11 protein-coding genes are annotated in these 13,420 nt (G+C 46.9%); all 11 read left to right on the top strand.

All coding sequences use genetic code 11. From position 1 onward, the window contains the following. Window positions 1-61: 61 nt before the first annotated feature. The 11 genes from purM to ACBP55_RS03525 all read left to right on the top strand — a co-directional run bounded on the left by purM (window position 62) and on the right by ACBP55_RS03525 (window position 12,810). Entirely contained in the window at window positions 62-1,102 is a 1,041-nt protein-coding gene (gene purM / locus ACBP55_RS03475) for a phosphoribosylformylglycinamidine cyclo-ligase (RefSeq protein ID WP_464649790.1), read from the top strand. Beyond that, window positions 1,102-1,713 (top strand): phosphoribosylglycinamide formyltransferase, encoded by a 612-nt coding sequence (gene purN / locus ACBP55_RS03480; protein WP_464649792.1) that lies wholly within the window; start codon window positions 1,102-1,104, stop codon window positions 1,711-1,713. Before purM ends, purN begins: the two co-directional genes overlap by 1 nt. A gap of 528 nt (window positions 1,714-2,241) precedes the next feature. Then, a complete protein-coding gene (gene purH / locus ACBP55_RS03485) occupies window positions 2,242-3,789 on the top strand; it encodes a bifunctional phosphoribosylaminoimidazolecarboxamide formyltransferase/IMP cyclohydrolase (RefSeq protein WP_173189590.1) in 1,548 nt (515 codons plus the stop codon). Between the two features lie 67 nt (window positions 3,790-3,856). Next, on the top strand, window positions 3,857-5,116 hold the full coding sequence (purD, locus tag ACBP55_RS03490; RefSeq protein WP_464649794.1) for a phosphoribosylamine--glycine ligase: 1,260 nt from the start codon (window positions 3,857-3,859) through the stop codon (window positions 5,114-5,116). Between the two features lie 161 nt (window positions 5,117-5,277). Further along, on the top strand, window positions 5,278-7,008 hold the full coding sequence (locus tag ACBP55_RS03495) for a sensor histidine kinase (protein WP_464649796.1): 1,731 nt from the start codon (window positions 5,278-5,280) through the stop codon (window positions 7,006-7,008). Then, on the top strand, window positions 7,005-7,790 hold the full coding sequence (locus ACBP55_RS03500; RefSeq protein WP_464649798.1) for a response regulator transcription factor: 786 nt from the start codon (window positions 7,005-7,007) through the stop codon (window positions 7,788-7,790). The genes ACBP55_RS03495 and ACBP55_RS03500 overlap by 4 nt, the downstream gene beginning before the upstream one ends. A gap of 184 nt (window positions 7,791-7,974) precedes the next feature. Next, the gene (locus ACBP55_RS03505) at window positions 7,975-9,318 is read left to right on the top strand and encodes a type 2 periplasmic-binding domain-containing protein (RefSeq protein WP_464649800.1); all 1,344 of its coding nucleotides are present in this window, start codon (window positions 7,975-7,977) and stop codon (window positions 9,316-9,318) included. Then, window positions 9,287-9,616 carry a hypothetical protein gene (locus ACBP55_RS03510; protein WP_464649802.1) on the top strand — a complete coding sequence of 110 codons (330 nt, stop codon included), beginning with the start codon at window positions 9,287-9,289 and terminating at the stop codon, window positions 9,614-9,616. The genes ACBP55_RS03505 and ACBP55_RS03510 overlap by 32 nt, the downstream gene beginning before the upstream one ends. 91 nt (window positions 9,617-9,707) lie before the next feature. After that, a complete protein-coding gene (locus ACBP55_RS03515; protein WP_464649804.1) occupies window positions 9,708-10,598 on the top strand; it encodes an ABC transporter permease in 891 nt (296 codons plus the stop codon). An 18-nt stretch (window positions 10,599-10,616) separates the two neighbouring features. After that, on the top strand, window positions 10,617-11,501 hold the full coding sequence (locus tag ACBP55_RS03520; RefSeq protein WP_464649806.1) for a carbohydrate ABC transporter permease: 885 nt from the start codon (window positions 10,617-10,619) through the stop codon (window positions 11,499-11,501). Between the two features lie 28 nt (window positions 11,502-11,529). After that, complete coding sequence (locus tag ACBP55_RS03525) at window positions 11,530-12,810, top strand: CehA/McbA family metallohydrolase (protein WP_464649808.1); 1,281 nt, start codon at window positions 11,530-11,532, stop codon at window positions 12,808-12,810. Window positions 12,811-13,420: the final 610 nt, after the last annotated feature.

Raw genomic sequence — 13,420 nt, forward strand, 5'->3', positions numbered from 1 at the left:
GTGGGTCCCGCTTAGGCGGACGACCACCCGATACATAGACAAACTAAGGAGTGGAAGCGAAGTGTCGGATGCTTACAAAAAGGCTGGAGTCGATATCGCGGCAGGGAACGAAGCAGTAGAACGGATGAAAAAGCACGTCAAACGGACTTTCCGTCCTGAAGTGTTAACTGACCTCGGTGGCTTCGGCGGGCTGTTCAGCTTGAATAAAGACAAGTACGAGGAGCCTGTGCTCGTATCTGGTACGGACGGCGTGGGCACGAAGCTGAAGATCGCTTTTGCAATGGATAAGCATGATACGATTGGGATTGACGCTGTTGCGATGTGCGTGAATGATATTATCGTTCAAGGCGCGGAGCCGCTTTTTTTCCTCGACTATCTCGCTTGTGACAAAGTAATTCCAGAGAAAATTGAAGCTATCGTTAAAGGGATCGCTGACGGTTGTGCGCAGTCTGGCTGCTCACTTATCGGTGGCGAAACGGCGGAAATGCCGGGCATGTATGCGTCAGGGGAGTATGACATTGCCGGGTTTACGGTTGGAATCGTCGACAAGAAAAAGATCATCGATGGTACAACGATCCGTCCTGGAGACGTGGTTCTTGGTCTGGCATCGAGCGGTGTGCACAGTAACGGGTTCTCTCTTGTGCGTAAGCTTTTGCTGGAAGATGGCGGTTATACGCTTCAGGGGCATGTGGATGAGCTAGGCGATAAGCTTGGTAACGTGCTGCTTGAGCCAACAAAGCTTTATGTGAAGCCAGTTCTTGCGATACTTGAAGATGTTGCGATCAAAGGGATGGCACACATTACAGGCGGCGGTTTCATCGAAAATATTCCTCGCGTTCTGCCTGATGGCGTGAACGTCGAAATCCAATATGGATCGTGGCCGATTCTTCCGATCTTTGCGCTGATGCAGCGTGAGGGCGGCATTTCGAACAATGATATGTTCCGAACGTTCAACATGGGCATCGGGATGGTTGTTATCGTTGACGCAGACGATGCGGAGAAAGCTATTGCAGCAGCAGAAGCACAAGGCGAAAAAGCCTACCGTTTAGGCGTTGTTACTGAAGGCGAGCGTGTAGTGACGTTCCAAGGAGCTGAGGTTTAATGCAGCCTTACCGAATTGCGGTTTTTGCTTCGGGCAGCGGCTCGAATTTTCAGGCCATCGTAGATCAGGTACAGAAGGGGAAGCTTGATGTCAGCATCGAGCTTCTTGTCTGTGACCGCCCGCAAGCGTTTGTGGTGGAGCGTGCTATAGAGGCGAAGGTGCCTGTATTCACGTTCCGTCCACGTGATTATGAAAATCGCGAGGCCTATGAGGCTCTTATATTGAAGGAGCTGGAAGATCGTCAGGTTGATCTGATCGTGATGGCCGGCTACATGCGGATTATTACGAATGTGCTGGTTGAGCCGTATTTCGGGCGCATGATCAACATTCATCCATCGCTGCTGCCGTCGTTTCCCGGCGTGCGCGCGATCGAGCAAGCCGTCGAGTACGGCGTGAAGCAAACCGGCGTGACCGTTCACTTCGTGGACGGCGGACTGGACTCCGGGCCGATCATCGCGCAGCGCGCCGTGGAGATCCACGAGCACGAGACGGCGGACTCGCTGGCCGAGCGCATCCATGCGGCTGAGCACGTGCTGCTGCCGCAGGTGATTCGCTGGCTGCGCGAGGATCGCGTGAGCTTGGATGGCCGCAGGGTTAGCGTGCGGTCGTAGGTTGGAGCCGTAACTCATGAGACTAAGGTTCCTTGTGGATAACTCGGCTGTGCGCGCTGCTGTTTAAATCACTTAAAGTAGCTATTTTCCGCCAGTTGCGTGAGCTTGGTCGAAGGTAAGGATGTTTTTCATCGCTAAGCTGGGCTGAACGGTAGAAATAGCTACTTTAAGGATGTTTTTCATCGTTAGCGCGGCGGTTTTACCCAATATGAGTGAGTTCAGTGGTAATTAAGGATGTTTTTCATCGCTAAGTTGGCTTGAGCGGGAGAAGTAGCTACTGTAATGATGTTTTACATCGTTACCGCGGCGGTTTTACCCTGAATGAGTGAGTTTGGCTGGATTTAAGGATGTTTTTCATCGCTAAGCAGGGCTGAACGGTAGAAATAGCTACTTTAAGGATGTTTTTCATCGTTAGCGCGGCGGTTTTACCCAATATGAGTGAGTTCAGTGGTAATTAAGGATGTTTTTCATCGCTAAGTTGGCTTGAGCGGGAGAAGTTACAAATATTATTTTCTGGGAGGAAGCATAGTGGCAATCAAAAGAGCACTTATCAGCGTTTTCGATAAGACGGGAATTGTTGAATTCGCGAGCGAGCTGTCGAAGCTGGGCGTTGAGATCATTTCTACGGGCGGTACGCTTAGTTTGTTGAAGGATAAAGGGGTGCCGGTGATCGGTATTTCTGAGGTTACAGGGTTTCCGGAGATCATGGATGGCCGCGTCAAAACGCTGCATCCGAATGTTCACGGCGGACTACTGGCCGTTCGTGATAACGTGGAGCACCAAGAGAGCATGAAGAAGCTCGGTTTGGAGTATATTGATCTGGTTGTCGTGAATTTGTATCCTTTTGCTGAAACGATTGCGAAGCCGGATGTGACTTACGAGGATGCGATTGAAAACATCGATATCGGTGGACCGACGATGCTTCGTTCCGCAGCTAAGAACCATGCGTTTGTTTCCGTTATCGTGGATACAACCGACTATGCGAAGGTGCTGGAAGAAGTGCAAGAGACTGGCGACACAACGCTGGAAACGCGCAAACGTCTAGCTGCCAAAGTGTTCCGTCACACAGGAGCTTACGATGCGTTGATTGGTGACTACTTGACTGGCCTGCAAGGCGAGCCTTACCCAGAGCGTTATACAGTGACTTATGAGAAAATGCAGGAGCTTCGTTACGGAGAGAACCCGCATCAAAGCGCGGCTTTCTATCGTAAGCCGAATGCGGCTGCCGGAAACATTACAACGGCTGAGCAGTTACATGGGAAAGAATTATCGTACAATAATATTAATGACGCTAATACTGCACTGCAGATTGTCAAAGAATTCAGCGAGCCTGCGGTCGTAGCCGTTAAGCACATGAATCCTTGCGGCGTAGGTATCGGTACGAATGTGCTTGAAGCTTACACGAAAGCGTACAATGCAGACCCAACATCCATCTTTGGTGGAATCGTGGCTGCGAACCGTGCGATTGACGAAGCAACAGCTCAACTGCTGCATGAGATTTTCCTGGAAATCGTTATTGCGCCTGATTTTACACCGGAAGCGCTCGATATCCTTTCTAAAAAGAAAAACATTCGCCTACTCAAAGTAAGCGGCTTAGATACAGTAGCTGGTCGCAAAGCGGAGCCAGTGATTACAACGGTTGAAGGCGGCATGCTCGTACAAGCAAGCGATGCTTACCAGCTGACAGAAGCTGATCTGAAGGTCGTTTCTGAGCGTCAACCGACGGCTGAAGAGATGAAACAATTGCTTTTCGCATGGAAAGTAGTTAAGCACGTTAAATCTAACGCAATCGTACTCGTTGCAGACGACATGACGGTTGGCGTGGGTGCTGGCCAAATGAACCGCGTTGGCGCAGCCAAAATCGCGATTGAGCAAGCTGGCGACAAGGCGAAAGGCTCCGTTCTTTCTTCCGATGCATTCTTCCCAATGGGCGACACGCTTGAAATGGCAGCAAAAGCAGGCATCACAGCGGTGATTCAGCCAGGCGGCTCCATTAAAGACGAAGAATCCATCCGCGTAGCGAACGAAAATGGCATTGCCATGGTCATGACAGGCGTTCGCCACTTTAAACACTAAAACAATTGAGAATGCTCACGATCATGAACAGGTCCGTGGGCATTCCCCATGAGAGGGGATACCAAAGATGCGTGTATTAGTTATTGGACGAGGCGGGCGCGAGCACGCGATTGTATGGGCACTCAGCAAAAGCCCGAAGATCAGCAAATTGTTCTGCGCACCGGGGAACGGCGGGATTGCCGGTTTGGCGGAATGTGTTCCGATTACGGAACTGCAATTTGAGGAAATCAGTACATTTGCGAAGGAGCAGGCGATTGACCTCGTGATGGTAGCACCTGATGATCCATTAGCAGCAGGTTTGGTTGACCACTTGGAGTCCAAAGGTATCGAGGCTTTCGGACCTCGAGCGAATGCGGCGATCATCGAAGGCAGCAAAGTATTCATGAAGGAACTGCTCAAAAAGTACAGCATCCCGACAGCGACTTATGAGTCTTTCGACGCTTATGAGCCAGCGCTTGCTTATTTGCGCAGCCAAACAGCGCCTATCGTTATCAAAGCGGACGGCCTAGCTGCTGGTAAAGGCGTGACCGTTGCCCAGACCATGGAAGAAGCGGAAGCGGCACTTAAAGATATTATGGTGGATCAAGTGTTTGGCAAATCCGGCGCGAGCGTGGTCATTGAGGAGTTCCTGACAGGACAAGAGATGTCGCTGCTAGCCTTTGTTGATGGGTCCACGGTTTGTCTCATGGTGCCGTCACAGGATCATAAACCTGTTTTTGATAACGATAAAGGGCCAAACACGGGCGGAATGGGTACATATTCACCGCTGCCGCACATCCCTGAGTCGATCGTTCAGGAAGCGCTTGTGAACATCGTTCAACCTACTGCTGATGCGATGGTAAAAGAGGGCCGACCATTCAAGGGCGTGCTTTACGCCGGTTTGATTTTGACCCCGAATGGCGTGAAAACCATTGAGTTTAACGCTCGTTTCGGCGATCCAGAGACGCAGGTTATTTTACCTCGCCTCAAAACCGATCTTCTCGATATTTTCCTAGCAATCAACAACGGAACGTTGGCTGAACAGCCGATCGAGTGGAGCGAGGAAGCGGCAGTTTGTGTCATTGTAGCTTCACCGGGCTACCCAGGTCCATACCCGAAAGGACTGCCGATTACTGGTCTGGACAACGTGCAGGACTCTCTAGTATTCCACGCGGGGACGGCCATCGAAGATGGCCAAATCGTCACCAACGGCGGACGCGTTCTGGGAATCACAGGCCTTGGCAAAGATATCATTGAAGCTCGTCAGAAAGCATATGCGGATGCGGATCGGATCCATTTTGACGGGAAGCATTACCGTACGGATATTGCAATGAAAGCTTTGAAATAGCGTAAACCTATAAAGCACAGCCTTTTGTTCATCAAAGGGTTGTGCTTTTTCATTTTTCTCAGCCCGATTGAAAATAATATGCAATTAATTGACCGTTGTAAGCGTTTTATATGTTAGGTATACTAGGCAATGTTAGATAAGTAGTAAAGTGAGGCTGAACCATGACAATACTTAAAATTGCGGGGTTACATCAGAAGCCGTATTCGTTGAAATATCGTCTAATCTTGATCCTGTTTATCAGCTCACTCGCACCCTTAATTCTCATTGGGAGCATTTCCTATTTCTCCATGTATGCGATTTTACAAAATAAAGCAGAGGGCGGGGTCCAGAGCAATTTGCACCAAGTAAGACTATTGCTTGAAGACACGCTCGGTCAGTTAAATCACGCTTCGCAGCAGCTCGCTTTTGATGGAAGGGTTGGCAAAAGCCTAGAGAACTATTTGGCAGCGGATTTATTTGAAAAGAAAAGATTGAATGACGAGATCAGAAGCGAGTTGGGCTTGATTCATTTTACGAACCCGACGCTTGGATTAATGTTTTATTACTTTGAGGAAACCAACCAGCGATTATTTGAAAATTTTAACGTTCGTGACGATTATGACCTTAAGCAGCTGCCTGTACTTATCAAATTCGATAAACTTACTTATATGGGACCGCATCTTTCTTTAAACCCGATTGACGGCAATGAAGTGCTGTCTATACTGCGCAAAGTCGAGCTGCCTGATCGTGACGATGTGTATGTCTACATAGAAACAAATTTTAAATTGGCCGAAAGCATACTCAAAGATAACGATCAATTCGGCGGCAACTTGGTACATCTTATTGTTGATAATCATGGCAAAATTGTTTATAGCGAGAATTCCGCTGATTTTCCTGTCGGCATGCTGCATAATGCCAATAACCAATCGAATAAAGACAGTAAATATATGATGTTTGAGGAGACCAGCAACCAATCTTGGAAAGTGTTGGCCGCTGTTCCCAAATCGGTGTACAACCTCGAAGTCAATAGGTGGATCAAGCAGTTCGCCTTCTTTGCCATCCTAACACTTATAGCGAGTTTCTTCATTGCTTGGCTGATTTGGCGAACGGTATACCGTCCGCTCAAGCTGCTGAGTACGGATATTCGCAATGTAAAAAGCAACAACGAGGTTTTCCCGAGAAGACAATCTCAGATCTTGGAGTTTGCCGTTATTTATAAAGAGTTTGCCGAAATGCGAAGCCGCATCTTCGAATTAATTGGCGAGGTGGAGATGAAAGAACAAGGCAAAGCATTTCTCGAAGTCGAGAAATTAATGACGCAAATCAATCCTCACTTCATTCACAATACGCTCGATACCATTCGCTGGCTGGCTCGTGCCAATGGGCAGAAGGATATTGATCGCTTGGTTTCCACGCTAAACAAAGTGCTTTATTATAATCTCGGTAAAGGCGGACCTGCCCGAATTAAAGATGAGATTGAGGCTCTGAAAAATTATGTTGAGCTGCAGGGCATCCGTTATAACTTCCACTTCGATGTGAAAATCCATGCCGATTCCGAGGCGCTTGAGCTGCCGGTTCCTAGGTTCATTCTACAGCCGCTAGTTGAAAACGCCTTGTATCACGGTCTGGAGGATAAAGGCATTATCGAAGTCAGTGTCATTGAAGACGGCGAGTCCCATGTCATTATTGAAGTTAGAGACAATGGAGACGGGATGACAGAGGAAGAAATTGATCAATTAATGAGCGAGAACACGTTAGAGAAGAAGAAGGTAGGTATGGGAATCGGGCTGCAATATGTAAACCGTATGGTGAAGTTCCAATTCGGGGCTGCCGCGAGTTTTCATATTAAAAGCACAATCGGCTCAGGGACGACGATCATACTTCGTCTTCCAATAGGAGGTGTACTCGGATGATAAAGGTTATGGTTGTGGACGATGATCACTTGGTACGTAAAGGCTTCATCGCGATGATGCCTTGGCGTGAACATAACCTAGAGGTCGTCGGAGAAGCCGGTAACGGCAAAAAAGCGTTGGAGTTTCTGGAGAATAATCAGGTGGACTTGCTCATTACCGATTTGGCGATGCCTGTCATGTCAGGTATAGATTTGATGAGGTGCGTGAAAGAACGATATCGGGATATTAGCATGGTCGTGTTGACATTTCATCAGGATTTTGAACTGATTCAGGAAGCTCTTCGCCTAGGGGCGTTGGATTACATGACGAAGGTCGAGCTTGAACATGAGCAGATGGACGAAATCCTAGGAAGAATTGTCGGTAAAATGCAGGAGCAGCATGTACGAACAAGGGAGACGACAGTGGAGAACCATGGAGCTATTACGTTTGCCGAAGAGGATGAGGGGCCGTATTCGCCGGAAGTGAAGGCAAGTATTTGGAAGGCCGTAGACATTATTCATCAAGAGTTTCAAAATGAGCTTTTTCTGCCAGACATCGCGAAAAGGGTAAACATGAGCCGCAGCTATTTCAGCCGCTGTTTTCGGGATATTGCCGGGAAAACGTTTAACGATTTTATCCGGGAAGTGCGAGTAAATCACGCGAAAGATCTGCTTAGTCAGACAGGGAAAACGATTGGTTGGATCGCCACGCAGGCAGGGTATCCGAATGAAAAATATTTTGGCAAAGTATTCCGTGAGTTGACGGGAATGCTGCCTGGTGAGTATCGCAAGAGCCAGAGATAAATCGGTTTTTACAAAACAACAGTAGCACAAATCGTCTCCAAAGAAGTGCACTTTTGTCTCCTAGAACGTTCCCAGTATGCCAATTAGGAGACGATTTGCTCCTAAACGTAAGACATTAACGAACCCGAATGTCTTTCATTTTCTTTAAAATGTAAGTGCAGGGTTATTAATGAGGAGGGGCAAAATGAAAAAGAAAATAACGCTAATATCTATGATGGCATTGGTTGTTCTGATGACGGCATGTTCAAGCGGAGGGGCCAGTAAGGACGGCGTCAAGCAAGCAGCAGACCCGAACGTTAAGGTGGACCCGTTTAAGATGCCAAATCCGATTGAAGTGACCACCTTCAAAAGCTTAAGCCCAGGCGCAAAGTTACCAGCTGGCGATACAGTCGAAAGCAACCAGTACATGAAATATATCTCAGAAAAAACAAATATCAACTTTAAAATTTTATGGTATGCAGCTTCACAGGACTATGAGCAAAAGATGAAGTTGGCCATCGCGAGCAATGATCTGCCTGATGTTATGCTTGTCAACGAGCAAATCTTCCTTTCCCTCGCCGAAGCCGGACAAATTGAGGATTTAAGCAAAGTGTATGACAAATATGCTTCCCCATTAGCCAAGGAATTGTATGCATCAACGAACAACAAAGCGATTGAGAAAGCAACCTATAAAGGTAAATTGATGGGTATTCCGAATATTAGCGTACAAGCGGATGCTGCAAGTATGGCTTGGATACGCAAGGACTGGATGGATAAGTTGGGACTCCAGCCGCCAAAGTCGATTGACGATGTCGCTGCGATTGCCAAAGCTTTCGGAGAGAAAGATCCAGACGGTAACGGCAAAGCGGATACAATTGGAATCGCTGGTTTCGAGAAAGCATTAACGGTAAGCGGTAAAGCGCAACGGGGCGACTTTAAGGGTATTTTCCAAGCGTTCGGCGCTTATCCTTCCAACTGGATCAAGGATAGCTCCGGCAAGGCTGTTTACGCTTCGATTCTTCCTGAAACGAAGCAAGCACTCGGCAAATTACGTGACATGTATGCAGCAGGTGCAATTGATAAGGAATTTGCTTTACGCAAAGACCCGAACGAAAACATCGTATCCGGTAAAGCGGGTATGTTCTTCGGACCGTGGTGGTCCGGCGGATTGGTTGCTGATGCTTTGAAGCTTAATCCGAAGGTTGATTTCGTGCCTTATTTGATCCCTGATGCCAAAGGGACTGTGAACACGATGATGGTGCCGGTAAGTACACAGTTTATTGTCGTGAAGAAAGGGATGAAGAATCCAGAAGCGGCTATGATTTATGCGAATACGTTTATCAATGCTCAGCGTAAAGTAGATCCAGACGCTCTGAAATTAGATTTCTCGGTAAGCGCAGAATACTGGCCAATCGGAAATTCCACCTACGATTATGCAGATGCTGTGGAGAGAAAATCCGATACATTGAAAAAGGCGATGGGCGGACAAATCAAGCCTGAAGAGTCTGAATCCGGAAATGAAAGAATTGCTTGCAAAGGCAACTCGTGACAAAGCTAATCCGAAAGCAGATCTGAAAGATTGGTCAGGATATTTCGGGTACACCGTTCCAGCAGATTTGCTGAAGATGAACATGAATAAGGTGTACAGCGAATTTACAGCGAATACGAAAACAATGGAAAGAAAATGGGTTAATCTTCAAAAATTAGAGAATGAAACTTTCTTCGGCATCGTAATGGGCGAGAAGCCCCTTGATTCGTTTGATAAGTTCGTTACCGATTGGAAAGCACAAGGCGGCGACGAAATCACGAAAGAAGTAATGGATGAAATCAGCAAGTCCAAAAAGTAATGTGAAATGAAAAGAGCGCATCACCAAACCGAATGGTGGTGCGCTCTTTCTACCATCAAAATGGATAAGTTTGAACAGAGGTGTATCGTTCATGAACATAAAATCGTTTTATAAGCACTACCATTTGATGCTCCTGCCGGGTATCGTGCTGCTCATTATTTTTCATCTGGTGCCGATGTTCGGAATCGCGATTGCATTCCAAGATTTCAAGATCGGTCTGGGCATATGGGACTCTCCTTGGATCGGATTTGAAAATTTTACGTACATGTTTCAACTGAGAGACAGTAAAGTTATTTTCTTTAATACGGTATTTATTGCCGTGTGCAAAATTATCGCGCATCTCATCATTCCGCTTACATTTGCCATTTTGCTCAATGAGATTAGATTCCGGATCTTCAAAAGATGGGTGCAGACGGTTGTGTACCTGCCGCATTTTATATCGTGGGTTATCCTGGCGGGTGTTGTGATGGATATGCTGTCGCTCGACGGCATTATCAACCATGCATTGAAAGCATTAGGTTTCGAGCCGATTATGTTTATGGCCAAAAACAGCTTGTTTCCTGGCATTGTTGTTAGTACAGACATTTGGAAGGAGTTCGGATTTGCTGCCATTATTTATTTAGCTGCACTTGCTGGCATTAATCCTTCCCTCTATGAAGCAGCCGAAATAGACGGAGCAAATCGATGGAAACAATTGTTTTATGTGACGCTGCCGAGCTTGGTTCCTACAGTTGTTTTACTGGCCACTTTGAGCATAGGCAATATTTTGAATGCAGGCTTTGATCAAATTTTTAATTTGTATAATCCTCTTGTTTACGAATCAGGTGATATTATCGATACGTATGTGTACCGGGTAGGACTTGTGCAGGCTCAATATGGCTTAGCTACCGCCGTCGGTTTGTTGAAATCAGCGATCGGTTTCATTCTCATCTTTATTTCGTACAGAGTTGCCTATACGTATGCGAATTATAGAATTTTCTAATGAAGCAGGTGAATGCCAGTGGTACGTAATAAGACGATTTCGGCTCGTATAACCGAAGCAGCTCTAATCCTAGTGATGCTAGTCATTTCAGCCATGTCACTCGCGCCTGTTGTGCACGTGTTCTCCGTCTCGTTTAGCGACAACGCGGCAGCGGCTGGGGGATTCGTTAAGTTTTGGCCTGTTGGCTTTTCTTTGGAATCATATCGTAAAATTTTGGAAGAACCGCATTTTTTCAATGCGTTTTTAGTTTCCGTCAAAAGGGTTTTGCTGGGCGGTGGAATCAATTTCGTATTGACCGTTATGATGGCGTATCCGTTATCGAGAAGCAATAAGGAATTCCCATACCGGAACGTGTATATGTGGTTCATGCTGTTCACGATGCTTTTCAGCGGCGGAATTATTCCGTTGTATTTGACCGTAAAGGCATTAGGGATGTTTAACTCCATGTGGGCTCTGGTGCTGCCGGGTGCGGTACCTGTGTTTAACGTTATTTTGTTAATGAACTTCTTCCGAAACTTGCCGAAAGAGCTTAGCGACGCGGGTTACATGGACGGTGCGGGACCTTGGTATATGATGGTCAAAGTCTATCTGCCGCTTTCACTGCCAGCGATGGCTACCGTCACTTTATTCAGTATTGTCGGTCACTGGAATTCATTCTTCGACGGCTTGATCTTCATGCGCAGTGCGGAAAATTATCCGCTGCAAACGTATATTCAGCAGCTCGTCGTCAACCAGAACGTGTTGGAGCTTGATTCGACTAAGCTTGAGTTACTGATGAAGGTATCAGATAAGACACTCAATGCGGCCAAAATCGTGGTTTCGATGGTGCCGATTCTTATCGTATATCCGTTTCTACAAAAGTATTTTATACATGGAATTATGCTTGGTTCTGTAAAAGAATAGACAATGAGCAGATCAAGGAGAGCGACAGATGAAACCTGTGGAAAGAATACGTTCAGTTACAACCATTACGAAAAGAATTGCTCATTCGGAGCAAAGCACCTATATCGAAGTGCCTTTTGAAATGCCCGAGCATGTTGAGGAGATAGTGGTCGCTTACGTGATCGAATTACATGGCGAACTGGAGGCCGTGATCGATTTGGGCCTGAGGGACACCGGCAGAGTGAGAGGTTGGAGCGGTGGAGCGCGCAAAGCATTTCGACTCGGAAAAGAACAATCAACTCCCGGCTATTTGTCGGGTGATTTGACGCCGGGAAACTGGGCGGTTCTACATAACGCTTACAAGGTACCGAATGAAGGTTGTTCCGTTACAGTCACCATTGAATTTCTTTATAAGACACCTCGCTGGCTGAAAGGCGATCTACATACGCACAGCGTGAACAGCGACGGCACTTTTACGCTGGAAGAGAATGCGGCAAGGATGGAGGAACTCGGCTGCGACTTCATCGCCATGACGGATCATAATACAGTCAGCCAAAACATGACCTACCCGCGCCATACAAGCGTTGTCATGATACCGGGAATGGAATTTACAACGAATTTCGGACACAGCAATTTCTTGGGCGTTGCCGATCCCATCCGTGATTTCCGGGTGAAGAGTCAGGAAGACGTCAATGCCAAGATTGCCGAAGCCCGTGCTAACGGAGCCAAAATCGTGATTAATCATCCGCATTGCGAGTACTGCCCGTGGGAATGGGATTTTAATGTAGATCATGACTGGGTAGAAGTCTGGAATGGCCCTTTTACGGAGCGGAATGTTCGGACGCTGAATTGGTGGCATAGTCAACTCGTCTCTGGCAGAAGGCTTGTTGCGGTTGGCGGCAGCGATACCCATCGTCCGGATCCGTACGTGAAGCATGCGATGCCATGTACATGGGTGTACGCTTCTGAGAAAACCGTGGATGGCATTTTGAGCGCTATAGGGCTGGGTCGCGTGGTGATTACTTATGCGCCAAACGGGCCATTTGTGGAGCTGAACTGCGGCTCATATAGGGTTGGAGACATCGTTCCAGCAGGTGAGCGGAGCAGAGAAGTGTCTTTGCATGCTGAGGATTTGATGGCAGGAGATCAGATCAAACTTTTTAGTAACATCAGATTGGAAAAGGAAGTACTAGTGTCCTCAGACGGGGGGCTTAGCATCCATTTTGACGCACAGGGAACAACGTTTGTACGGGCCGAAGTTTGGCGGCATTTCGATGTGGTCAACATGACGCTTATGGCTGCGTTAACGAACCCGATTTATTTTGACTAGTAAATAGTTTGAAAGCAGAAACACAACCTTTTGTTTGTTAAAAGGCTGTGTTTTTTATTTACATAATAGAAAGTATAAGTTTCAAGGTAGAGCTTAAGGGTATCCCCTTTCTAAGGTGGCCATTCAAAAACTTCTGCAATTGAGCAAAGTCGGATGTCGATTCGTTGTGGACAAACGCTAACGAACTCAGAAAACGTTATGAAGCCCAAAAGCGGGCTTTTGATAGTCTAACGAATCGAGAAAACGCTATTACAGGAAAGACAGCCCCAAATCAGGCTTTTTCGCTAACGTAACGAGGCTGCGATTCGTTAGCCATTCGAGTATGCGCATTATGAGGATAATTGCGTGTGCACGGTTCGTTAGCTCTGCGACAGCTTCCAAAATCGGCCTGCAGAGAAAAGAAGATGATCATGGAGAAAACGGATATGGGCGGTTGGAGCCCTATATCCAATTTCCTCCCCAAGCTCAAACATTTGGATTTGCACACAAAGGACCTGAGGTAAAGCCTCAGGTCTTTCTTTTTTACCACGATAAATAAGGTCGGCAATGATGAAAGGACCTTCATAATAAATTTACTCAAATAATGTCGAAAATAAGAGGTATTTGTCGA

The organism is Paenibacillus sp. WG02 (genome assembly GCF_055396115.1).

Coding starts and splice junctions, on each gene's coding strand:
- purN (WP_464649792.1), top strand. CDS start 1,102: ATGCAGCCTTACCGAATTGCGGTTTTTGCTTCGGGCAGCGGCTCGAAT.
- purD (WP_464649794.1), top strand. CDS start 3,857: ATGCGTGTATTAGTTATTGGACGAGGCGGGCGCGAGCACGCGATTGTA.
- ACBP55_RS03495 (WP_464649796.1), top strand. CDS start 5,278: ATGACAATACTTAAAATTGCGGGGTTACATCAGAAGCCGTATTCGTTG.
- ACBP55_RS03500 (WP_464649798.1), top strand. CDS start 7,005: ATGATAAAGGTTATGGTTGTGGACGATGATCACTTGGTACGTAAAGGC.
- ACBP55_RS03505 (WP_464649800.1), top strand. CDS start 7,975: ATGAAAAAGAAAATAACGCTAATATCTATGATGGCATTGGTTGTTCTG.
- ACBP55_RS03510 (WP_464649802.1), top strand. CDS start 9,287: ATGAAAGAATTGCTTGCAAAGGCAACTCGTGACAAAGCTAATCCGAAA.
- ACBP55_RS03515 (WP_464649804.1), top strand. CDS start 9,708: ATGAACATAAAATCGTTTTATAAGCACTACCATTTGATGCTCCTGCCG.
- ACBP55_RS03525 (WP_464649808.1), top strand. CDS start 11,530: ATGAAACCTGTGGAAAGAATACGTTCAGTTACAACCATTACGAAAAGA.